The organism is Pseudomonas sp. 7SR1, from assembly GCF_900156465.1.
In the GTDB taxonomy this organism is placed as follows: Bacteria; Pseudomonadota; Gammaproteobacteria; order Pseudomonadales; family Pseudomonadaceae; genus Aquipseudomonas.
In genome coordinates this window covers 4,064,533-4,087,423 of record NZ_LT707064.1, presented here as the reverse complement: position 1 = coordinate 4,087,423, position 22,891 = coordinate 4,064,533, and the positions used below count along the sequence as shown (strand labels likewise).

Below are 22,891 nucleotides of genomic sequence, written 5' to 3'. Positions count from 1 at the left end.
ACCGATGACATAATCCCGCCCTGCTCATACCAGAGACGGATCGATGACCACCGAGCGCTACGACCAACTCGCCATTTTCGCTGCCGTGGCCCGGGAGCGCAGCTTCACCCGGGCCGCAGCCAAGCTTGGCCTCTCGCAACCGGCCCTGAGCCGGGCGATGCGCCAGTTGGAGCAACGGCTGGGAGTCAGGCTGTTGTCGCGTACCACGCGAAGTGTCGCGCCGACCGAAGCGGGCGAACATCTGCTGCGGGTGGTGGCACCGCGGTTCGAAGAGATCGACAACGAAATGGCGATGCTCAGCGAGTATCGCGATAAACCGGCCGGGAAATTGCGCATCACCGCCGGCGAGCATTCCGCCATCAAGGTCCTGCAGCCTGCTCTCGCCAGGCTGCTGCCTGACCACCCCGACCTGAGTATCGAAATCATCGTCGACTACGGGTTCGTCGACATCGTCGCACAGGGGTTCGATGCTGGGGTGCGGCTCGGCCCGCAAGTGGCCAAGGACATGATCGCCATGCGCATCGCTGCGGACATGCGCATGGCCGTCGTCGGCTCCCCGGCATATTTCGCTCGGCATGCCAAGCCTCTCATCCCTGACGACCTCACGGCACACAACTGCATCAACCTTCGCATGCCGACCCACGGCGGTCTCTACGTCTGGGAATTCGAAAAGGACGGACAGGAGCTGAACGTCCGGGTAGAAGGCCAACTGGTCTTCAACACCATTGCCATGCGCCTGGAGGCTGCGCTGGCAGGGTTGGGGCTGGCCTTCATGCCCGAGGACCTGGTGCAGGACGCCGTAGCGCAAGGCCGGCTGATCCGGGTACTGGAAGATTGGTGCGAACCGTTTTCCGGCTACCACCTCTACTACCCAAGCCGACGCCAGAACTCACCGGCCTTCACGCTGCTGCGCGAAGCCTTGCGCTACGACGGTTGACGGGGCTGGACAGCGTCCAGCGCTTCGGTGGCACGCCTGGCCGCAGCGGCGTTCCCTTGCTCACCCAGCAGCCCTATCAATTGTCGCAACTGCGTGACGCTCAGACCGACTCGCAGGCTGGCCGCCATGTGCGAACGCAGCTGCGACTCCACGCCGGGGGTGACGGCCAGCGCGGCAACCGTCGCCAGCTCACGACTTTGCCAGTCCAGGTTGTCGCGCTCGAAAATGTCTCCGAACAGATGCGTCTGCAAGTACTGGTTGATTACCGGGACGAAGTCGAACAAGGGCCCCTGGACGGGAGCGCCGGCAATCCGCGTCTGATTGGCCCGCCCCGCTGCCAGTAGCGCATCGCCAGTGGGAATCGCGCGGGCGGGCTCACGCCCCGGATCATCCTGTACGCCATCTTGCTTGCGCGCCTCCACCACCTTCATCAGTTCGCCAAGCGCATTGAGACTGCGGGGAAACCCGCTGTAGGCGTAGAGCTGCACCAGGATTTCCTTCGCCTCGCTGATGGTCAGGCCCGCATCCAGTCCTCGGTTCAAGGCCGCATCGAGGCCCGGCATGTCGCTCGTCGCCATGGCAGCGGCGATCAGCGGGATGGCCTGTTGCTTGGCCGATAGCGTTGCCGAAACCGCCTGGGCATCCGACCTGGCGGGTGACGTCAGCGTTGCGCCGGCATTGTATTGCTGGTCGCTGACCTGCTCCATCCACTCCACGTTCTTGCCATCCACCGTGCCGGTGATAGCCAGGTGGGTCATGGCGCTCATGGGTGCGGCACCGTGCCAATGCTTTACGCCCGGCGGACAGACGATCACGTCACCCGGGTGGATTCTCTGCACCGGCTTGCCCCATTCCTGGGTCAGCCCCACACCGGAAACCACCACCAGACGTTGTCCTGCGGGATGGGTGTGCCAGGCCGAACGCGCGCCCGGCTCGAAGCTGACGTAAGCGCCGGACGCATCGATATCCGCTGCCGCGGGAAACAACGGTTCGACACGTACCTGCCCGGTGAAAAACTCTCCAGGGCCCGCCACCACCGCCTGGCTGCCCGCCCGGCTGATCTGCTGCGACATCCGGGATTCCCCGGCACTGTCCGAACCGACGGCACCGGTGAAAGGCGCGGCGGCACATACCGCAATACCTATCAGGGTCTTTTTCATGGCCGACGGCTCCTTGGGATCCGGGTGCCCTGGAGAAGACGACGGGGCCGGGGTGCAAAACAGGAGATACCCACCGCCGCTTCGACGGGCATGCTGGGTGGGTCAAGACGCTGTGTCATTGGCTTGCCTCTCGAATTGATTTCACAGAAGCACGTTACCCTCGGGTGATTGATCGATAAACCGCGTCAATTGCATAGCACTCATATCGCAAGCGCATCAATCCGGGACGCGCCCGCGCAGGCAGTAAACGCTGGTTTGCCGCGCCTGCCGGACGTGACCTATCACTTGTGGATTCGGCCCCATACTGTCAATCCCCTGGTGCGCCGGGCCTATGAATTGATTCGCAACAGCCAGGGGCTTGGAAACTGATGGGACCCACGGCGGGGAGTCAGTCGGTGTCGCTGCTTTCGCCAGCGCCCTTCAGCGCAAGGGCTATGCAATGCTGCAGCTGGCTTTCCGAGAACGGCTTGCGCAGCACAGGGTATCCGGCGTATTCGGCAGGGACGCCGCTGGGACCGTAGCCGGTGCTGAACAGCAAGGGAATATCGCGACTGCGCAGGATGTCGGCCACCGGAAAAACCCGCTCTCCCGCCAGGTTGACATCCAGGATGGCCAGGTCGACCTGCACCGTCGCCGCTGCATCGAGCGCCTGTGCGAACCGGGCGACTGACGCCACCACTGCACAACCGAAGTCTTCCAGCATCTCTTCGATCAACAGGGCGATCGTACCCTCGTCCTCGACAAGGAGCACCCTGACCCCGGCGAATGGTGTCATGCCTAGGCTCCGATCAGGAACGAGAAACGACAGGACACGCCCTCCGGGACGAAGCGCAGGTCAAAGTGGCCTCCCAGATCGCGCTCGATACAACGCTTCATCAAGCGCGACCCCAGCCCCTCTCGCTCCGGCCCGGAGACCGGAGGCCCGCCGGATTCTTGCCAGTCCAGGGTAAACAGCGTGCCATCGGCCTGGGGCTGCAGGTCCCAGGTGACGGCCACCGTGCCGGTCTCGACCGACATGGCACCGTATTTCAGGGCGTTGATCGCCAGTTCGTTGAGGGTCATCGTGAGGTTCAGCGCAACCCGGGTACCGACATCGATGGACTCGCCCTTGACCGTGACACGGTCGGGCTCATGACCGAATACCGGCATGAGCACCTCCTGGGCCAGGGAATCGAGGGGCGTATTGCCCCAGTGCCGTCTCGTCAGCAGGTCATGCGCCCGCGACAGCGCCAGCAGCCTTGCTTCGAAGCGCCTGTAGCCGTCCTTCGCATCGCTCGCATCGCGGGCCGTCTGCACCGCCAGGGATTGCACCGTGGCCAGAGTGTTCTTGACCCGGTGATTGAGTTCGTCGATCAGGGTTTTCTGCCGGTTTTCCGCCTGCTTGCGCTCGGTGATGTCCACCAGCATGTTGATCGCCCCCACCAGGTTCCCCTCGGCGTCGTGCAGGGGCGTGGGATACGGGGTGAACGGTACGAGGCTGCCATCGGGACGCTGGGCGACGGCCTCCACGCCTCGTATCGGGCGGTTTTCCTTCAGGGCCACCGCCATGGGGCACTCGTCGTGGGCAAGGGGTGTGCCGTCGGTGTTGAACAGCTTCCAGGTGACGCACCACATATCGCCCAATTGCGGCGTGCGGCCCGACAGCTCGACCGCCGCCCGATTGTAGAACGTGATGCGGCCCTGCGCGTCGGTGGTATAGACCGCCGCTGGCAAGGCCTCGAGCAGATTGCGCATGTGCCGCTCGCTCTCGCGAACCTGGATCTCCATTCGACGAGCTGCCGTGACATCCTGGATCACTCGCACGCCGTAGCAGAACCCACCGTTGGCATCCCGGACCGACGAGCTGTAGACGTCCAGATAGATGATCTCGCCGTCCGGCTTCAAGGCCCGCTTGCGCACGACGTAGCTGTCCAGCTCGCCGGCCACCTGCCGCTCGTATTGGGCGGCATCCTCTTCGACGCTGTCCGGGTGGGTATAGTCCAGGAAGGTCATCGCCAGCAGCTCTTCGCGAGACCGGCCCAGCATGGTGCACAGGGCATCGTTCACACGCAGCAGACGGCCATGGATATCGGCCTCGGCAATGCCGATGGTGGCCGCTTCGTAGGTCGCCGACAGCCTGTCATCGCTCTGCTGGCGCGCCGTCTCGGCAGCGTACACGCCGGTCAGGTCGATGGTGAAGCAGCGGGTATTGAAGAGTTTTCCTTCCTCGAACCGACCGTTGGAGGTGATCGCCACATGCTTGATCGAGCCGTCCTTGGCCATAAGTCGCGCCGGATAACGATCCAGGCAATGGCCGCTGGCGAGTTTATGGAGGATGTCGCCGATGACCGGCTCGTCGACATGGAAGTCGGTGATATGACGGCCGATGTACTCCTGCTCGGAGTAGCCCAGCAGCGCCAGCTCGGCCTTGTTGGCACGCAGGATGATCCCGTCGCCACTGACAATATGCAGGCCCACGGCGCTGTTTTCGAAGAAGTCCTCGAGGTCGGCGCTCTTGCGCCGCAACTCCTCGGCCATGGCGTGATGGGCCGAGACGTCCTGGAAGCAGTTGATGGCCCCCTGGATGACGCCCTGCCGGTCCCTCAGGGCCCGGATGTTCACCAGCGCCACGAATCGCGAGCCATCCGGGCGCTGGATGATGATTTCCTGGTTGCGCGTCACGCTGCCTTCGCTGAGGGCCTGGGCCATGGGGCAATCCCCGGGCGCCAGGGGGGTGCCGTCAGTGAGGAACAGGCGATGGGAACCACAGAAGCGGTCGCCGTTCTCCCCCAGCACAGGCGTGCGGCCCCAAAGCTGGGCGGCCTCGCTGTTGTACCGCACGAGCCAGCCCTGGTGATCGCACAGGTACACCGCGCCGGGAATGGCTTCGAGCGCGTTCGCGCCTATCGACACAAGGCTTTCGTATTCACTCGGCGCCAGTGCTTCCCTGGGTAGCTCTTCAACGTTCGACACGGGTCATCCTCGATCTTTTCGCACTGACGCAATTGACTCTAGATCCCCATCGCCCTCACGAGTTCAGGAAAACCGGGATTTATCGTACTGGCCTCTCAAAAACCGAATAATACCCGAGGCGCCTGCACCATTAACGCATGCCTCAGCGGCGCTGGACACGCCAATGCGTTCAACTGCTCCAGCACCGTCGCGAAAACGATGTGGCGTTCATGCTGCGTATGGGGCCAGTCACTGCCCCACACCAGGCGATGCGGGCCGAAACCCTGCTCCAGCAGGGCCAGCGCGGCCCGGGCGAAGGCCATGTTCTGCGGGTCCGTCCCGCCCAGTCGATAGATGCCGGACACCTTCATCCACACCTGACCGGTCGATCCCAGCTCCAGCAACTCGGCAAAACCCGGTTGGGCGGTGTCCAGGCGTGCATCCGGACGGCCGAAATGGTCGACCACCAGCTTGACGCCGAACGGCAGCAACTGACGAATCAGGCCCGGCAACGCCTCCACGCCGGCATGCAACTCCACATGCCAGTCCAATTCAGCGACATGGCCGAAGAACGCCTTCCAGGCAACGTCACGCAAATCGGGCAAGGCCCTGCCGATCAGATTCAGGCGTACGCCCACCACGCCCTGCCCGGCCAGGTCGTCCAGCGCGGCGCGACTGACATCGCGCTCCAGCACGACCACGCCTCGCAACCGCTCCGGCGCCTGCCGCAGCGCCGCCAGCAGGTAACTGTTATCGGTGCCCAGGAAACTGGGCTGCACCAGCACACCATGGCTCAGGCCATGGGCGTGCAAGTGCGCCAGGTACTGCGCCAGCGTGGCGTCGTAATCCGGTGTGTACCGCCGGCCAGGGACCAGCCGCAGTGAACGGCTGAACACATGGGCATGGGAATCGATGCCGGTAAGCGGCGTGGAACAGGTCTCGAACATGGGTTTCATCTATCAAGGGCGGGCCTGTCAGGCCCGGACGCTCTGGTTATCGATCTCGGCGGTTTTCGCTGGTGCGGCCGCAGCTTCCAGGCTGCGGCCACGGGTTTCCGGCAGGCAAAGGGCTGCGATCACTGCCACGCCATAGGCAATTCCCGCATCGATGCCGATGGCCGAGCCCAGGGACATCGAGTCACTCATGTGACCGACCAGGAACGGAAACACCGCCGACAGTACCCGGCCGAAGTTGTAGCAGAAACCCACGCCGGCGCCGCGCACGTCCGCCGGGTACAGTTCGTTGAACAATGCCCCGAGGCTCGCCGGGATACCGGCTGCGAAGAAACCGAGGGGGAATCCCAGGAACAGCATCTGGGTATTGCTCAGGGGCAGGAATACGTAGCACTGCACGGTCACCACACAGCACAGCGCGAACAGCACGATGTTCCTGCGCCGGCCGATGCGATCGATCAACAGGCCGCTGACCACGCACCCGCACCAGAAGGCCAGGATGATCACTGCCAGGTAGCCGCCGGAATTGAGCACCGACAGGTTGCGCTCGGTCTTGAGGAAAGTCGGCAGCCAGGTCATCACCGCGTGGTAACCGCCGTGGGCGCCCAGCCCCAACAGACCGCCGAACAAGGTTACGCGGATCAGCTCGGGACGAAAGATCCCGCCCAGGGACTTGAAGAAACTCTGTGGGATGGCCTGTTCCTTCTGCAGCCGCTGGAAGGTGTCCGGCTCCTCCACGTTACGCCGCACCCAGATGATCAAAAGCGACGGCAACAGGCCGACGATGAACATCACGCGCCAGGCCATGTCCTGGGGCACCAGGGAGTAGATCAGCGTGAAGACGCCGACCGCCAGCCCCCACCCCACCGCCCAGGCACTCTGCACCGTACCCATGACCTTGCCGCGGTATTTGGGATTGATGGTTTCGGCCATCAACACCGCACCGGCGGCCCACTCCCCGCCGATGCCGAAGCCTTGCAAGGCCTTGACGATCAGCAACTGGTGGAAGCCGGTGACGAAGGCCGACAGGAACGTGAAGAACGAGAACCACAGGATCATCCACTGCAGCGTGCGCACCCGACCGTAACGGTCCGACAGCGTCCCGCCGACCCAGCCACCCAGGGCCGAAGTGACCAGGGTGACACCGCTGATCAGCCCCGCGTCGCCCTTGCTCAAGGCGAAGGCGGCAATCAGCGCCGGTATCGCCAGGCCGAACATCTGTACTTCCAGCGCGTCCAGCGACCATCCGCCGAAACAGGCCCAAAACGTTTTGCGCTCGCGCGCAGTGATCTGGCGATACCAACTGAACATGATTCTTGTCCTTATAGGTGGAACGAAAGGCAGCCGAGAGCGAACCGCGCCGCTGCTGGGCCAGTCATGGCAAACAAAACGATCGAGACAGCGGCGACCGATACGCCGCCGAGCGCCCCGCTAATCCGGCGGGGTCAACGGATTTCCACGCTGTAGCGGAAATGCTCGGCATGCCCGCGAGAGCGTCGCCACTCCAGGGGGTTGCCGGCGTAGTCGCGGGCCAGGCGCTCGATCACCACTACCGCACTGTTGACCGGCACGTGCAGCAACCGCGCGTGTACTTCATTCACCGATTCGGCGGTGAGGGTTTCCTGGGCATAGGCGACCACCTGACCGCAGGCTTCTTCGTAGATGGGATACAGCAACGGCCCTTTCTGGTTCAGGTCGAGTTCGAGCAACGGCTGAAACCGGCTGCGGGGCAACCAGATCTCCTCGGCGAGCACCGGTTTCACATCCAGCAGACGCACCCGGACAATACGAATCACCGGCGCATCGGCCGGCAGCCCCAATGCCTGGGCCACCGCCGACGGTGCGGTCACCGGCTCGATGGACAGGATGCGACTTTCCGGCACCCGACGTTCGCCCGATGCACTCTGGAAACGGAAGAAGCGGAACAGCGACGACTGGAACTGCGGCCGACGAATGAACGTCCCGCGGCCCTGCTGGCGCTCGAGGATGCCCTCGCTGACCAGGGCATCGATGGCTTTGCGCACGGTGCCCGTGGACAACTGGTGCTCCGCCGACAGCGCCGCCTCGGTGGGGATCGCCTCCCCCGGACGCCAACGGTTATTGGCGATCTGCTCAGCCAATTGGTCTCGCAGACGTTGATAGAGCGGCAGGCGGACATCGCTGGGAAGAGATTTCATCGACCTTATTCACCTTGTTATCTAGTCATATATATGAATCTTGGCGGCGAGTATTTGCTTCCCGATGGTTTGTTGTCAAGAATGGAAACAGAGGCTGGCTGACGAACGGAGCGACCGAGGCTGCTGTCAGCGTCGCCATCGAACATCCACCCCCAAGGGGATGACGATATGACCACGCCCTCGCAAGACGCACCGCAAGGCTCCCACGGCTCCCCTCTTCCCGACGGGAAGACAGTCATCGCCTCGCTCCTGCGGCGATACGCCGAACCGCTGCCCGATCCGGACTCACCTGACTTCGCCCCGATGTTCGACCGTTACGCCGACGCCCGGGTAGTGATGATCGGCGAGGCCAGCCATGGCACCAGCGACTTCTATCGACTCAGGGCGGCCATCACCCGACGCCTGATCGAGCGGCACGGCTTCAACATCGTCGCCGTCGAAGCGGACTGGCCGGACGCGGGCCATCTGGACCGATACGTCCGGGGACTGGCACCCTCGGCGTGGAAACGGCACATCTTCAGCCGATTCCCGACCTGGATGTGGCGCAACACCGATGTGAGGGCGTTTGCCCACTGGCTGCATCGCTACAACCAGCGGCTGGCCCCGGACAACCGCGTCGAATTCCGCGGGCTGGATATCTACAGCCTGCGCAACTCCATCCATGAAGTGTTGGCCTACCTGGAACGGGTCGATCCCCGACTGGCCCAGGAAGCCCGACGGCGGTATGGCTGCCTGACGCCCTGGCAGGATGAGCCTGCGTTGTACGGCCACTTCGTCGAGCGCGATGGCTTGATGCCCTGTGAAAATGCGGTGGTCGAGCAGCTCAATACCCTGTTGGCCGAACGGCTGGCCGGGTTGGTCAAGGACGACGAGGCATTTTTCAATGCCGCGCAGAATGCACGGGTCGTCCAAGCGGCCGAGCATTATTACCGGGCGATCTACCGTGGATCGACCACCTCCTGGAACCTGCGCGACCAACACATGTTCGACACCTTGCAAGCTCTGCTGGAACACCGCGGCCCCCAGGCGAAAGCAGTGGTATGGGCACATAACTCCCATATCGGCAACGCGGCCGCCACAGAGATGGGTTGGCAGGGCCAATTCAATATCGGCCAGCTCTGCCGCAACACCCATGGCCACGACGCGGTGCTGATCGGCATGGGCACCGACCGTGGCCAGGTGGCAGCGGCCGATGACTGGGACGGCGACATGCTCATCAAGGATATCCGGCCGTCCCGCCCCGACAGTTGGGAACATCAGTTCCTTGAGACCGGCATCGCGGGGTCATTGACCGACTGGCGAGACCCGCGACGCACTGAGCTGCGCCACGCCCTCTCCAAGCCCCTGCTGCAAAGGGCCATCGGCGTGATCTACCGCCCCGAAACCGAGCGCCACAGTCATTACTTCGAGGCCGTGCTGGCCGAGCAATTCGACGCCATGATCTGGGTCGAACAGACGCAACCGGTGACCGCACTGGCATTGCCCGAGGGCCAGGCAATCGAATCGGAAGACGAAATCTTTCCGTTCGGCGTGTAGCCGGCCAGCGCAAGCCTGACCCTACGCAAGGAGGTCGCCCGTCGACTCTCGTTGCCAGGCACGCTGCAACAGATCGATGACGACTTCATCCGGGGTCTGGGAAAAGTCCTCGTACCAGTGACCGATCGAGATCATCCACTCAGGCACCAATGGGCAAATCACCTCGTCCACCTCGCTGCGCAAGGCCTCCAGGGTTTCCAAGGGGGCAACCGGTACGGCGACGACGATGCGCGAAGGTGCCTGGGTTCGCACCGCGTGGATCGCCGCCATCATGGAGGCTCCCGTCGCCAGGCCATCGTCGACCAGGATCACCACCTGGTCCTTGAGCGGCAGCGGCGCGCGTGCGCCCCGGTACGCCTGTTCACGACGCATCAGCTCGCGAGATTCCTGCTCGACCACCGCGTCGAAGCGGTCCTGGTCGATCGGATGCGCACGCAGGACATCGTCATTGAGGATTCTGATCCCGCCGCTGGCGATGGCGCCCATGGCGAACTCCGGATTCGACGCCATGCCCAGCTTGCGCACCAGCATCAGGTCCAGGCGCACTCGCAGGGCGGTGGCGACTTCATACGCCACCGGAACCCCGCCGCGAGGCAGGGCCAGCACGACAACATCCGGTCGATGGGCGTACTTGAGCAAATGGTTCGCCAGTCCTTGTCCTGCGGCGTGCCGGTCCTTCAAGACGGTTTGCAGCGAGGGACTCTGACCCATTGGAAACCTCCCCAGGCGACGACGCCTGCCCGTTCGTGATGAATTCGCCGAACCCAGCCTGTCGGCTCGATCCAGCGTCCTCCGATACCGCGGCGCTGGCATTGATTGATGTCAATTGCCGGCCCGAGACCTGCAGCCACGACAACCTGCGCGGGAAATACCTGCCTCAGGCTCCGCCAATCGACCGTCGGTACGGCATCGGCTGACAAATAACAGGCGTGACCTGTTCAAGCATCTATGCTTGTCCATCGGAGGATCCCTTCCATGGCCGATCATGAAGTCCAGCTCCTGCACGTGCACGCCCTCAAGGCCGCCTGCTCCAATTGCAGCGTGCTTGAACTGTGCCTGCCCATTGGCCTGACGGGCGGTGAAGTCGAACGCCTGGACACCTTGATCGCCCAGCGCGTGAAGGTCAAAAAGGGAGCGGCGCTGTACCGCACCGGTGATCCGCTGCGCTCGTTGTATGCGGTGCGCCTGGGGTTCTTCAAGACCAGTGTGCTCTCGGTAGACGGTCGCGAACAGGTCACCGGTTTCCAGATGCAAGGGGAAATGCTCGGCCTCGACGCCATCAGCACCGAACATTACGCCTGTAATGCAATCGCGCTGGAAGACAGTGAGGTGTGCCCTATCCCGTTCGGCAACCTGGAGAAGCTGGCACGGGACCTGCCGTCGTTGCAGCACAACCTGAACAGGCTCCTGAGCCAGGAAATCGTACGCGACCACAGCATGTTGCTGATGCTCGGCAACATGAATGCCGATGAGCGCCTGGCGGCGTTTTTCCTGAACCTGTCTCAACGGCTGAACCAGCGTGGCTATTCCTCCCGGGAATTCGTGCTGCGAATGAGCCGCGAGGCCATCGGCTCGTACCTGGGGCTGCGCCTGGAAACCATCTGTCGCAGCATCGCTCATCTTCGCCAGGAAGAACTGGTGGATATCCAGGGACGCAATGTCACGATCCTGGACTTGCCCGGCCTCAAGCACAAAGTCGCCGGCTGCCATCGTCACGTCGAGCTGTGATGCCTGCCTCGCCGCACATCTGATCTACATCAATACCCTCCCACGCCTGCAGGCCGACATTAAGTCACAGCGTTCGGAGCCTCTTCGACGAGGGTTACAGAACCTCGTCCTGTGAAGGCTTTCGCCAATTTCCAGTGTAGAAGTTGCAAGCGTGCATTGAACCGCCCGTAGACCGGTCCCCGGCGATCACGCCAGGGACCGTACGGACATCACCAAAGAGGAAGATCTCATGTCCAATTCAGTGAAAAAAATGCCGGTCAATACCGAAGAAAACGCTCCACATCGCGCCCGGACCGACTTCTGGCATCCGCTGGAGAAGCTCCGCCAGCAAGTCGACCACCTGTTCGACGATTTCAACCGAGGAACCGGGCTCTCCCCCTTCAACCGGGGACTGTTCGATGTGGAGCCCTTCTGGCGCCGCGAGTTTTCCACGAGCCTGCCGGCCGTGGACATCAGCGAAAAGGAAAAAAGCTTTGAAATCACCGCCGAGCTGCCCGGCATGGACCAGAAAGACATCGAAATCCGCCTGGCCAACGGCAACCTGATCATCAAGGGGGAGAAAAAAGAGGACAAGGAAGAAAAAAGGAAGGGGTATCACCTGTCCGAGCGCCATTACGGCTCGTTCGAGCGCGTGTTCAACCTGCCAAAAGGGATCGATACCGACAAGGTCGAGGCACAGTTCAGCAAAGGCGTGCTGACGCTGACGCTGCCGAAAAAAGCCGAAGCACTGAAAGCGGAAAAAGTCGTGCCGATCAAGGCTGATTGAACGCTTCGAACCTCGCCCCTCGCCGGCCAACGACGAGGGGCTTTTTTCCTGCCGGCTGTTCATCTGCGAATATAAACAGTCTGCTCGGGTTGTTCGCCCCCGGCGCCAGCCCTTCAGAGTTCGACGCTGTCGCGGTACTCCGGCACCGACACCGACCAGCCAAGCTCGTCGCGAATGCGATGTCGCAGCACATCGGATGCGTTGGGCTCCCCATGAACGACATAGGTGTGCCGGGGCGGTGTCTTGAAACCACGCAGCCACTGCATGATTTCGTCCGCATCGGCATGGGCCGACAGCGTTTGCATGGGCACCACTTCGGCATTGATCGGCACATCCTTGCCATGGATCCGCACCGAAGGCTCCCCGGCCACGATCCTTGCGCCTCGCGTGCCGCCCGCCTGGAAACCGGGCATCAGCAAGGTGTTGATGGGATTGGGGGCCAGACTCTTGAGATGGTGCAGCACCCGGCCGCCCGTGGCCATGCCACTGGCAGCGATGATCACCGCCGGGGTGCGTTGCAGGTCCAGGGCCATGGAGTCCTTGGCCGAGCGCACCGGATGCGCGATGCGACACATGCCTTCGCACTCCTCCCTGGACAGGCGATGTTCATTGCCAAAACGTTGATATAGCCGCGTGACGTCGATGGCCATGGGACTGTTAAGGTAGATCGGCAAGTCCGGGATCGCCCGACGCTGCTTGAGGCGATACAAGTGATACATCAGCAACTGAGCGCGGCCGACCGTGAACGAGGGCACCAGGGTGATGCCCCGGCGCAACGCCGTGCGGGTGATCACCTCGGCCAATTGGTCTTCCGGGGAATCACGAGGATGCAGGCGATCCCCATAGGTGGACTCCACCAGCAGATAGTCCGCCTGTTCGATCGCCTGGGGCGCGAACATGACCGGGTCCTCTGGCCGCCCCAGATCCCCGGAACAGATCAGTGTCACGCCGCCAGCCTGTACCTGGACGGTGGCGGCACCCAGGATGTGTCCGGCGCGACGCAACAGGATGTTCATGCCCCGGGCAATGTCCACGGGATGGTCGAACGCTATCGGGCGCAGCAGTTTCAGCGCCCGCTCGGCATGTTCCACGGTATACAGGGGCAGCGCGGGCTCATGCTTCGAGAACCCCCTGCGATTGGCGTACTCGGCTTCCTCCTCCTGCAATCGCGCACTGTCGCGCAAAAGGATCTTGAGCAGCTCGCACGTTGCAGCCGTGGCATAGACCGGTCCGCGATAACCGTTGCGCACCAGTACCGGCAGATAACCGCTGTGGTCCAGGTGGGCGTGGGTCAGCACAATCGCATCCAGGTCACGTACCGGCAGTTGGAACGGGTCCCAGTTGTGCAGGCGCAACTGCTTGTAGCCCTGGAACAGCCCGCAATCGACCAGCACGCGCTGCTCGTCATGCTCCAGCAGGTATTTACTGCCGGTGACGGTGCCAGCCGCTCCCAGAAATGTCATGCGCATGGCGATGCCCCTGAACGTTCGATAGATGCGCTATCGGTCATGGTGTCGGCCCTGGCCAGTGCCGTTTCGTTCAACGATGCGGCCAGGGCCCGCCTGGTCATACCGCCAGGACACTGCATTGCACCTGGTAGAGGATGTGTTCCGTGGTGCTGCCCAGCAGGCCGAGAGGATCGCTGCGTTGGGATCGCCCCATGACGATCACGTCGACCTCATGCTCCAAAGCGAATTCACTGAGGGCAGAGACCGGTTGCCCGAGCAGGAAATGCCTGCGTTCGGCGGGTACCCCGAAGAGATTGGCCAGCTCCAGGAACGATCTTTCCAGGGCCCGGCGCAGCTCCTTGCTGAGCTGCGAAAGCGCCAGGCCGCCGCCTCCCGCGTCGCCCAGGTAGACGGACGACACGTCGAAAGCATGGACCAGGTGCAACTCGGCATCGCATTGCAACGCCAGCCCCAGGGCCTGGCGGATAATCCGGTCGTTGAGCCCGCTGTTGTGTGCAAATGTGCTGGAAGGGTCCACTGCCGCGATGACTTTGCGGGGCAAGGCGTGGCCGGTGGCTCCCACCAGGTATGACGGAACGGGGCATTCGCGCAGCAGATGCCAGTCCAGGGGCGTGAAGAAAGCGCGCTTGAGCAAGGATTCATGCTGGACCTGCTTGATCAGCAGGTCGGGCTGGAACTGGGTGACGTGCTCCAGGATCTGTTGGCGCATGACCTCGGCCCATGCCACCTCGGTGGTGATCCGCAAACCTCGATGACGCATCTGCTCGGCCTCGGTCTCCAACCAATTGCGCTGGTCCTGGAAATAGTTCTGGCGCGCTTCTTCACGCGGCTCTTCCTCGAGCAACGAGAGCACGCCCAGCGAAGGGATCAAGGCGGTGACATGCAGGTGCGCCTCGCTGGCGGCCGCCAGGGCAGCGGCGTGATGGAGCGCGGGAGAATGCCGTTGTGCCGGGTTGAGGATCAGCAACAGGCGTTGGTATTGGCTCATGATGATGGATCTCCAGAGTCGGGCGCGGCTGCCACGGCGCAGAGTTCGTCTCCAGCGCCACGATCCACCGGGCCGTTGCGAACGGCACGTCATGGAACGATTGTGGAGCGCGGTACCGAGCCCGACTTGATTTACATCAGATCCCGGGCTCGCCGGTGCTGCAACAGGCCAGCAGCGCAACCGGGGGCTGGCCGACGGGGCCACGGCTCACTTGACCGCCAACAGACTGCCCGGCACCGAATACAGCGCCCGCTCCGTCGTACTGCCGATCAAGCGCTCCAGGCCGACGCGCTGCGTGGTCCCCATGACCACCACGTCGGCCTCGAACGCTTCGATGAACTCGTGGATCACCGGTACCGGCTGGCCGACGACGAAGTGCCGTCGCTCGGCTGGCACGCCTTGGCTCTGGGCAAGGTTGATGAACGCCGCGTGCAGCGACTCGCGCAGGGCGTCGGCGAAATCCTCGTCCCAGGCCCCGGCCAGCAGCGACGCCTCACCGTTGAAAGCCGGCGTCAGGTCGCAGGCGTACAGCAAATGCAACGAAGCATCGCATTGCAGGGCCAAGGCGCCGGCCGTCCGGACGATCTGCTCGTTCAAGGCATTGGCCTGGGGGTCGGAGGGGTCCACGGCAGCTACCACCTGGCGCGGCAAGCCATGCACCGCCTGGTTGACCAGGTGCACCGGCACCGGGCAGTCGCGCAGCAGATGGCAATCCAGCGGCGTGACGAAGACCCGCTTGAGCAAGGGTTCGAGGGTGACATCCTTGATCAGCAGGTCTGGCTTGAAGGTTTCGACATAGTGCAGGATTTCAAGCAGCGGATGCAGGGTCCAGGTCACATGAGTCGTCACCTCCAGCCCCTCCTCCCGGAGCAGCGCCGCCTCCTCCACCATCCAGCGACGGTAGCGGTGCAGATAACGCTGCACCGTCGCCTGGTCGATCTTTTCACCCCACAGGTGCGTGCGCGGCGGCGGCTGGACAAAGGCACACAAATGCAGCAGCGCGCCGCTGGCCCTGGCCAGGGCACAGGCTCGGCGCATGGCGGCAGAGGGATGCAGGTCGGGTTCGACGATCAATAGCAGACGCTGGTATTGCCCCATCGCACACCTCCATCGGGCCGTTCGACTCCGACTGTGAAAGGTGCTTCAGTCGGCTTGCAGCACGATCTGCAGCGTGCACCCATCGAGCCCCCAAGCGGTTTGATCTGAATCAAGCGCAGGGCAATCGACAGATGGGAACACGAGCACTGATCCAGATCAGAATCGGCCAGCGCGGTCAGGGTAGAACGGTTCGCAATGCGCATGCTTTTGCGGCGCACCGCTCGTTCCCATCCGATGGAGGATCGCATCATGCTCACTGCCAAAGACCACAACGAACGCGCTGCCGCCCTGTACGCCAGTATCAGCGGCAAACACTGGGTACAGGCCCTCAAGGACGGCCGGCACGTCTTGATCAGGCCTCTCAGGGACGAAGATCGCCAGCGTGAATATGATTTCATCAAGCGCCTGTCACCCGAATCGCGGCACATGCGTTTTCTGGCGCAAGTCACCGAGCCGGGCACGGCATTGCTCGATCAGTTGATGGATGTCGATTGCAAGGCGCGCATGGCCTATATCGCCCTGGTCCATGACAACGGCCAACTGGTCGAGATCGGAGTCAGCCGCTATTGCGCGACCACGGAACATGAATGCGAATGCGCGGTGACCGTGGCCGACGCCTGGCAGCACCTGGGACTGGGAACATTGCTGATGGAGCATCTGATCGACGCAGCGCGCAAGAACGGCTTTCGCCAGATGTATTCGGTCGACGCTGCCAGCAATGCTGCGATGCGTGATCTGGCCCATGGTCTGGGGTTCGAAACCCGCACCGATCCCGACGATACCCGGCAGGTCATCCACCGGCTCTATCTGTAGCCCTGGACGCTGGCGCGAGGTCCGCAGGCGGCCTCGCGCAGCGCCCGCCTCGTCACGCCTGCGGCTTGACCGCCCAGATGCTGCAGGGTGCCCGCTGCAACAGCAGTTCGGCGGTGGTGCCCAGGCGTCTGTCCAGGCCACGATGCTCGGTGGTGCCCATGACGATGACATCGATCTGTTGGTCGGCAGCGAAGGTGCAGATACTGTTCACTGGCGAGCCTTCGATGAAATGACGTTGCTGCGGCGCGACCCCGTGGCGCTCGGCCAGATACCCGAACACGTCGTGTTGTGCCTCGCCCAGCGCTTCGTAGAGTCCGGTGGCCAGGGGGAGCGTGCCAATGCCCATGTCCGAGGCATATACGGCCGTCCAGTCGAAGGCATGCAACAGCTCGACCTGGGCATTGCATTGCTCGGCCAGCTTGACCGCGGCGTCGACGATCCGGTCGTTGAACACCCTGTCTTGCTCCTCGCTGCGCAGCACGTCGACAATCGCCAGGATTCGCCGTGGCCGAGGGTGGCGCGGGTCGGTGACCAGATGCACCGGCACCGGGCAGTCGCGCAGCAGGCGCCAGTCCAGCGGGGTGAAGAAAATTCGCTTCAGCGCCGGTTCCGGCTGGGCATCCTTGATGATCAGGGCCAGTGGCATCTCTTTGACGTATTGCTGCAAGGCCTGGTAGGCCTCCTTGCCCCAGATCACCTCGCACGTCACTTCAACCCCATGCCGACGCGCCAGCTCGGCCTGCTGCCATAGCCAGTGTCGATGGGTCTCGAGGTAACCGTCACGCGCCCGCTTGACCTGATCCGGGGCGAAAAGGCCGGCCATCGAAAGCACTTCCAGATAATCGATGGCCACGATATGCAGGGGCAGGTCCAGCGCCAGGGCCAGTTCGGTGGCGCGGTCGAACGCTGGCGTACGAATCATGGCGTCAGGCGCCACCAGTAACAATCGTTGAGTCTGGGACATGGAAGACCTCGGCACGTGGCGTCAGCCACTCAAGGGATGGAGGACTCCAGCATGATCGCCTGCCGCAGACACGCCTTGATCTTCATCAAAGGGCTATCGATCAGCCTCACAGGCTGGGGAGCAAGAGTCCGCTCCACCACGCCAAGGTCACCAGGACCTGGCCGGGAATGACGTATCCGGCGAACCGTCGTCCGCCGCTGAGCCAGGCCACCGCGCACTTGCTCAGCGAGTTGGTGCTCAGGGCCATCAGGACTGGCACGGCGCTGCCGTCGAGAGACAACAAGCCGGCCTTCGCCAGGGATGCGATGGAGGCTATCGAGGCATGGGCGTCGGCCAGCCCGCTGAAGATGGCGGTCAGGATCACCCCTGTCTGCCCGAAATGGTCGAGCATCGCCGAGGACAGGAGCGCGATCCCCGTCATCGCCAGCGTCACCAGGAGCGCCAGCTTGAGGTTGAACGCACCGCCCACCCTGATCGGTTCATCGACCTGCCCCTTGGGGCGGGGAAACATCAGCAGACCGGCATACAGCAGGGTCATCGACACGCCGCACAGTATCGGCCCCCATATCCAGCGCAACAACGCCGGCTCCACGGCGCCGAGGATCAATGCCATCTGCGCCAGCGTGGCCAGGTTCGACAGTATCGCGGCGGCGCTCAGCGCCTTGATGTCGTTCGGCTGCCGGGCGGCGATGTCCCCCATGGCGGCGATGGTCGCCGTAGCGGAGGCAAACCCCGAGGCAATGGCGCTGACCGCGTAACCGTAGCGGGCACCCAGGGTACGGACCGCGACATGCCCCAGCGCGCCCACCGCCATCAGCATGACCGTCAAGGTGCAGATGGTGCGCAGGTTGATGGCATCGAAGGGCCCGAGGAAACGATCCGGCGCCAGCGGCAGCACCACCAGCGCAGCGATCAACAGCACCAGGCCGTCGCGCAGTTCGGCGGCGGTCAACTGGCTGCGGGCAAAGTGGTGCAACGCCTGGCGACTGGCGAGCAGCCCCACCATCACCACCCCGATCGCCGTCGCCAGGGCCGGGGCACTCACACACAACGCGCCCAGCACCAGTACGGCGAACAACGCCACTTCAGTGGTGATACCCGGGTCCTTGTCGAGGCTTTTCCAATGCGCCGCCGTGACCAAGGCGCCCAAGGCCAGCATCACGAACCCCAGCAACAGGGGCCCGCCCACCTGGACCGTGAGGTAGCCCAGCAATGAAGTAACGGCAAAGGTGCGCAAACCGGCGAAATCACGCTGGTCGCCCTCGCCCTTGCGCCGCTCGCGCTCCAGCCCGACCAGCAGGCCGATACCCAGCGCTGCCGCAGCATTGGCGAAGACCAGGGGCTCGGTCATGGGAACGACTCGATGGCGATTGCTCCGCTGATGTCTGGGGCCAGCCCCAAGCCTGCCTCATGCGGGCCCGGGAACGACTGTTCATGATCAACCATAGCGCCATTGCCTGGCCCTTGCCGCTCTTCAAGCAACGCTTTCAACCGAGGTTGATACAAATCAAGTTCTTCAGGCCCGAGGCGCTCATGATCGAACCAGACACCACGCCGAGCGAAGGGTCGCCCGGTGCCTACAGGTCCTTCCGGGAGGTTTGTCATGTCTACGCAACCACGTCTGATGCTGGTCGTTTCGCCGCTGATGGAACACAGCCCCGCCTTCGATCGCGCGGCCGCCCTGGCCAAGGCCGAAGGTGCCGCGCTGCACATCGTGGCTTTCGACTACCTGGAAGGCCTGGCCACGGCCGCGCTGGTCAATGAGCAGGCGCTGGAGCAGATGCGCCTCGGCTATATCGAACGCCATCGCCAGTGGCTGGAGGAACAGGCCAGGCCGCTGCGCAAGCTCGGTATCGAAGTCACCACGGAGGTGGCCTGGGTCGAGCGCCCCCTGCAGGAAATCCTGATCCATCTCAAGGAACAGCCGATGGACGCGCTGATCAAGTCGGTGGACGCGCAGTCCTGGTTCACGCGCATGATGTTCACGCCGCTGGACGTCCACCTGCTGCGCGAGTGCGAAGTGCCGCTGCACTTCGTCAACAAAGCCACGCATGCGCGCCCGCGCAAGATCCTGGCCGCCATCGATCCGTTCCATCACGACGGACGCTACGAAGGCCTCAACGACCGGATCCTGAACGAAGCCAACAAGCTGGCGACGGCCTGTGACGCAACGCTGGAGGTGGTCTACGCCTACGACCTGTCATCCATCACCGCCGCCGAATACGGCTTTGGCAATGGGTCGGTGTTCTTCTCCTCGACCCTGGCCCGGCAACTCTACGAATCCCAGGGCGCGGCATTCGATGCCCTGGCCGAACGCAATGGCATTGCCCCGCAACAGCGGCGCATGATCATGGGCGACCCGGCCAAGGTCCTGGCCAGCTACGCAGCCTCCCATGACATTGACGTCATCGTCATGGGACGAGTGCGCTACAGCGGCCTGGACAAGCTGATCGGCAGCACCGTCGAGGCGTTGCTCTACAAGATGCCCTGCAGCGTATGGGTCATCGCACCGCAGCAGGTCGACTGAATGTCGGAACGTCAGCCTGGGTGGGCGGTTCAACTGAGCGCCGCAAGCGCAGACAGCGTAAGCGCGCCGTCGGGCGATGCAGCGGCCGAGCGCGTGCCTGGCACCGCCGATGCCGTAGCCTGGCACACGCTGCCCGCCGAACAGGTATTGAGCCGGCTCCAGGTCAACGGGCGTGCCGGGCTCGGCCCCGACGAGGTTGGCGCCCGGCGCGAGCGCAGCGGCTTGAATTGCCTGCCCGCCGCCCCCCCTCGACCGGCATGGCGGCGGTTCCTGCAGCAATTCAACAATATCCTGATTCATGTGCTGCTGGGCTCAGCGCTTATTACCGCGGTGTTGCAGCACGTGTGGGACACGGTGGTCATCCTCGCCGTGGTCATCGCCAATGCGATCATCGGTTTTGTCCAGGAGGGCAAGGCGGAGAAGGCCATGGATGCCATCCGTCAGATGCTGGCGCCCCGGGCGGCGGTGATTCGTGGCGGCAAACGGATCAGCATCGCAGGCGAAGAGCTGGTACCGGGCGACATCGTTTTGCTGGAGGCCGGCGACAAGGTCCCGGCCGATCTGCGCTTGCTGCACGCAAACAGACTCCAGGTCCACGAAGCCATCCTGACCGGTGAATCCGCCCCGGCCGAAAAAAATACCGGGCCCGTGAGCCTGGACGCCGCCCTGGGCGATCGTGCCTGCATGGTCTTCAGCGGTACCCTCGTCACCTGTGGCCAAGCCACCGGCGTGGTCGTCGCCACCGCGACCTCGACTCAGATCGGTCGGATCAGCGACCTGCTGTCCGGAGTCGCTCCCCTGACCACTCCCCTCGTGCAGCAGATGAACGTCCTGGCTCGCTGGCTGACGATACTGATCCTGTTGATCGCCGGCCTGCTGCTGGTCTACGGACACTTCGCAGGCCACTATCCGTTCACTGAAATATTCATGGTCGTGGTGGGCATGTCGGTGGCGGCGATTCCCGAAGGGCTGCCCGCCGTGCTGACCATCACCCTGGCGGTCGGGGTTCGCGCGATGGCCCGCCGCAACACCATCGTGCGACACCTTCCCACCATCGAGACACTGGGTTGCGTATCGGTCATCTGCACGGACAAGACCGGCACCCTCACTCGCAACGAGATGATGGTGACGTCCGTCGTCACCAGCGACTTCGCCTTCACCGTCGATGGTGCGGGTTATCGGCCAGAGGGCGGCATGAGCCTGGCCGACCAGTTGATCGACACCTCCAGTCATCCGGTGCTGGCCGAGTTGGCCCTGGTCGCCAGCCTGTGCAACGACGCCATGTTGAGCCAGCGAGAGGATGACTGGAAAGTCGAGGGCGACCCCATGGAGGGTGCGCTGCTGGTCTTTGCCGCAAAAGCCGGCATCGACAGTGAAGAAGAACGTCGCACCTGGACCCGTACCGATACCATCCCGTTCGACGCAAGGCATCGCTTCATGGCGACACTGCATCACAACCACGCGCGACAAGCCTCGATCCTGGTAAAGGGTGCCCCGGAGCAGATGCTCGGCATGTGCTCCCGGCAGCGTGGCGCCAACGGTGACGGCGAGCCGCTGGACGCAGGGTATTGGCGTGCACAGGTGGACACCCTTGCCCGGCAGGGCCAGCGGGTACTGGCATTGGCAAGCCACACGGTACGCCCCGAGCACACTGTCCTGGAACTGGCGGACATCCAGGGTCCCCTGACCCTGCTTGGCATGGTTGCCATGATCGATCCACCTCGATCGGAAACCCTACAAGCCATCAAGCAATGCCAGGGAGCCGGTATCGTGGTGAAAATGATCACCGGGGATCATTCCGGCACCGCCTGCGCCATCGGTCACCAGATCGGCCTGCGCAACCCCGACAAGGTCCTGACGGGCCTCGATCTGGACGCCATGGACGACGTCGCCCTGAAGGAAGCCGTGAAAGCGGTGAACATCTTCGCCCGCACCAGTCCCGAACATAAACTCCGGCTGGTGATGTCGCTGCAGTCCAACGGCATGACGGTGGCAATGACAGGAGATGGGGTCAACGATGCCCCCGCCTTGAAACGCGCGGACGCCGGTATCGCCATGGGCGAAAAAGGCAGCGAGGCGGCCAAGGAAGCCGCGGACCTGGTGCTGGCCGATGACAACTTCGCTTCCATCGTCGCCGCCGTGCGCGAGGGCCGGACGGTCTACGACAACATCAAGAAAGTGCTGAGCTGGACGTTGCCGACCAACGCGGGCGAAACCATGACCATCGTGGTTGCCTTGCTGCTGGGCATTACCCTGCCCGTGACGCCGATACAGATCCTGTGGATCAACCTGATCACCGCTGTCACCCTGGGCATCGCCCTGGCCTTCGAACCGACCGAAGAGAACACCATGCGCAGGCCGCCACGACCAAGGCAGGCACCTCTGATCAGCGGTGCGCTGATCTGGCATATGGTGCTGGTTTCCATACTGTTCCTCTGCGGTGTCTACGGGATCTTTTCCTATGCCCTGAACCGCGGTTATTCCGTGGAGCTGGCGCGGACCCTCGCCGTGAACACCCTGGTCGTCATGGAGATCTTCCACCTGTTCTTCATCAGAAATCTCTACGGTACCTCGCTGACCTGGAAAGGCGTCCGAGGCACCAGGGTCGTCTGGACGACCATCGCCGCGGTCAGCCTTGCCCAGCTAGCCATTACCTATGTACCGGCGCTGCAGGCAGTATTCGCGACACAGGCGATTGCCTTGATCGACGGGTTGCTGGTCATCGGGGTGGGCACGGCCCTGTTCGCGATCATCGAGATTGAAAAACAGATCCGACTGCGCCTGACCGAGCCCAAGCGCGCAACGCCACTGGACGAATGAAGCCTGTCGCTGTACAGAGTTGAC

At 63.3% G+C, this 22,891-nt stretch carries 19 protein-coding genes and 1 pseudogene; 8 read left to right on the top strand and 12 right to left on the bottom strand.

The window, feature by feature from the left end:
- Nucleotides 1–43: 43 nt before the first annotated feature.
- A complete protein-coding gene (locus BW992_RS18790) occupies nucleotides 44–937 on the top strand; it encodes a LysR family transcriptional regulator (protein WP_072431520.1) in 894 nt (297 codons plus the stop codon).
- Here BW992_RS18790 and BW992_RS18785 read toward each other — a convergent pair.
- Complete coding sequence (locus BW992_RS18785) at nucleotides 925–2,097, bottom strand: (R)-mandelonitrile lyase (protein ID WP_072458968.1); 1,173 nt, start codon at nucleotides 2,095–2,097, stop codon at nucleotides 925–927. The genes BW992_RS18790 and BW992_RS18785 overlap by 13 nt on opposite strands.
- A 246-nt stretch (nucleotides 2,098–2,343) precedes the next feature.
- Between BW992_RS18785 and BW992_RS27245 the strand changes: the two are divergent.
- Nucleotides 2,344–2,466, top strand: a pseudogene (locus tag BW992_RS27245) (LysR substrate-binding domain-containing protein); the annotation flags it as partial.
- A gap of 19 nt (nucleotides 2,467–2,485) precedes the next feature.
- Here BW992_RS27245 and BW992_RS18775 read toward each other — a convergent pair.
- The 5 genes from BW992_RS18775 to BW992_RS18755 form a co-directional block, all read right to left on the bottom strand.
- Complete coding sequence (locus BW992_RS18775; protein ID WP_076406899.1) at nucleotides 2,486–2,872, bottom strand: response regulator; 387 nt, start codon at nucleotides 2,870–2,872, stop codon at nucleotides 2,486–2,488.
- Nucleotides 2,873–2,874: 2 nt separating this feature from the next.
- Nucleotides 2,875–5,049 (bottom strand): PAS domain-containing sensor histidine kinase, encoded by a 2,175-nt coding sequence (locus tag BW992_RS18770; protein ID WP_076406898.1) that lies wholly within the window; start codon nucleotides 5,047–5,049, stop codon nucleotides 2,875–2,877.
- 95 nt (nucleotides 5,050–5,144) lie between these two features.
- Nucleotides 5,145–5,975 (bottom strand): amidohydrolase family protein, encoded by an 831-nt coding sequence (locus BW992_RS18765; protein ID WP_076406897.1) that lies wholly within the window; start codon nucleotides 5,973–5,975, stop codon nucleotides 5,145–5,147.
- Nucleotides 5,976–6,002: 27 nt separating this feature from the next.
- A complete protein-coding gene (locus BW992_RS18760) occupies nucleotides 6,003–7,292 on the bottom strand; it encodes an MFS transporter (protein WP_076406896.1) in 1,290 nt (429 codons plus the stop codon).
- A gap of 134 nt (nucleotides 7,293–7,426) precedes the next feature.
- The gene (locus BW992_RS18755; protein WP_076406895.1) at nucleotides 7,427–8,158 is read right to left on the bottom strand and encodes a GntR family transcriptional regulator; all 732 of its coding nucleotides are present in this window, start codon (nucleotides 8,156–8,158) and stop codon (nucleotides 7,427–7,429) included.
- 168 nt (nucleotides 8,159–8,326) lie between these two features.
- Between BW992_RS18755 and BW992_RS18750 the strand changes: the two genes are divergently transcribed.
- Complete coding sequence (locus tag BW992_RS18750; RefSeq protein ID WP_076406894.1) at nucleotides 8,327–9,694, top strand: erythromycin esterase family protein; 1,368 nt, start codon at nucleotides 8,327–8,329, stop codon at nucleotides 9,692–9,694.
- A gap of 21 nt (nucleotides 9,695–9,715) precedes the next feature.
- Here the strand turns inward: BW992_RS18750 and BW992_RS18745 are convergent, their stop codons facing one another.
- The gene (locus tag BW992_RS18745) at nucleotides 9,716–10,405 is read right to left on the bottom strand and encodes a phosphoribosyltransferase (protein WP_072458972.1); all 690 of its coding nucleotides are present in this window, start codon (nucleotides 10,403–10,405) and stop codon (nucleotides 9,716–9,718) included.
- A gap of 264 nt (nucleotides 10,406–10,669) precedes the next feature.
- Between BW992_RS18745 and fnr the strand changes: the two genes are divergently transcribed.
- Together fnr and BW992_RS18730 are read left to right on the top strand one after the other, a co-directional pair.
- Nucleotides 10,670–11,422 carry a fumarate/nitrate reduction transcriptional regulator Fnr gene (gene fnr, locus BW992_RS18735; protein ID WP_072396559.1) on the top strand — a complete coding sequence of 251 codons (753 nt, stop codon included), beginning with the start codon at nucleotides 10,670–10,672 and terminating at the stop codon, nucleotides 11,420–11,422.
- A gap of 229 nt (nucleotides 11,423–11,651) precedes the next feature.
- A complete protein-coding gene (locus BW992_RS18730) occupies nucleotides 11,652–12,188 on the top strand; it encodes an Hsp20/alpha crystallin family protein (RefSeq protein WP_072396548.1) in 537 nt (178 codons plus the stop codon).
- 113 nt (nucleotides 12,189–12,301) lie between these two features.
- Here BW992_RS18730 and BW992_RS18725 read toward each other — a convergent pair whose 3' ends face one another.
- From BW992_RS18725 to BW992_RS18715, 3 genes are all read right to left on the bottom strand, one after another.
- Nucleotides 12,302–13,657 (bottom strand): MBL fold metallo-hydrolase RNA specificity domain-containing protein, encoded by a 1,356-nt coding sequence (locus BW992_RS18725; RefSeq protein ID WP_076406893.1) that lies wholly within the window; start codon nucleotides 13,655–13,657, stop codon nucleotides 12,302–12,304.
- A gap of 97 nt (nucleotides 13,658–13,754) precedes the next feature.
- A complete protein-coding gene (locus BW992_RS18720) occupies nucleotides 13,755–14,645 on the bottom strand; it encodes a universal stress protein (RefSeq protein WP_076406892.1) in 891 nt (296 codons plus the stop codon).
- A gap of 207 nt (nucleotides 14,646–14,852) precedes the next feature.
- Complete coding sequence (locus BW992_RS18715) at nucleotides 14,853–15,743, bottom strand: universal stress protein (protein ID WP_072396542.1); 891 nt, start codon at nucleotides 15,741–15,743, stop codon at nucleotides 14,853–14,855.
- 249 nt (nucleotides 15,744–15,992) lie between these two features.
- Here BW992_RS18715 and BW992_RS18710 point away from each other — a divergent pair, with 249 nt between their 5' ends.
- Nucleotides 15,993–16,556 (top strand): GNAT family N-acetyltransferase, encoded by a 564-nt coding sequence (locus BW992_RS18710; RefSeq protein ID WP_072431541.1) that lies wholly within the window; start codon nucleotides 15,993–15,995, stop codon nucleotides 16,554–16,556.
- Between the two features lie 52 nt (nucleotides 16,557–16,608).
- Here the strand turns inward: BW992_RS18710 and BW992_RS18705 are convergent, their stop codons facing one another.
- Complete coding sequence (locus tag BW992_RS18705) at nucleotides 16,609–17,520, bottom strand: universal stress protein (RefSeq protein ID WP_072396540.1); 912 nt, start codon at nucleotides 17,518–17,520, stop codon at nucleotides 16,609–16,611.
- 106 nt (nucleotides 17,521–17,626) lie between these two features.
- A complete protein-coding gene (locus BW992_RS18700) occupies nucleotides 17,627–18,871 on the bottom strand; it encodes an MgtC/SapB family protein (RefSeq protein ID WP_072396538.1) in 1,245 nt (414 codons plus the stop codon).
- A gap of 252 nt (nucleotides 18,872–19,123) precedes the next feature.
- Here BW992_RS18700 and BW992_RS18695 point away from each other — a divergent pair, with 252 nt between their 5' ends.
- On the top strand, nucleotides 19,124–20,047 hold the full coding sequence (locus BW992_RS18695) for a universal stress protein (RefSeq protein ID WP_072396536.1): 924 nt from the start codon (nucleotides 19,124–19,126) through the stop codon (nucleotides 20,045–20,047).
- Entirely contained in the window at nucleotides 20,048–22,867 is a 2,820-nt protein-coding gene (locus BW992_RS18690) for a cation-transporting P-type ATPase (protein WP_076406891.1), read from the top strand.
- Nucleotides 22,868–22,891 lie beyond the last annotated feature (24 nt).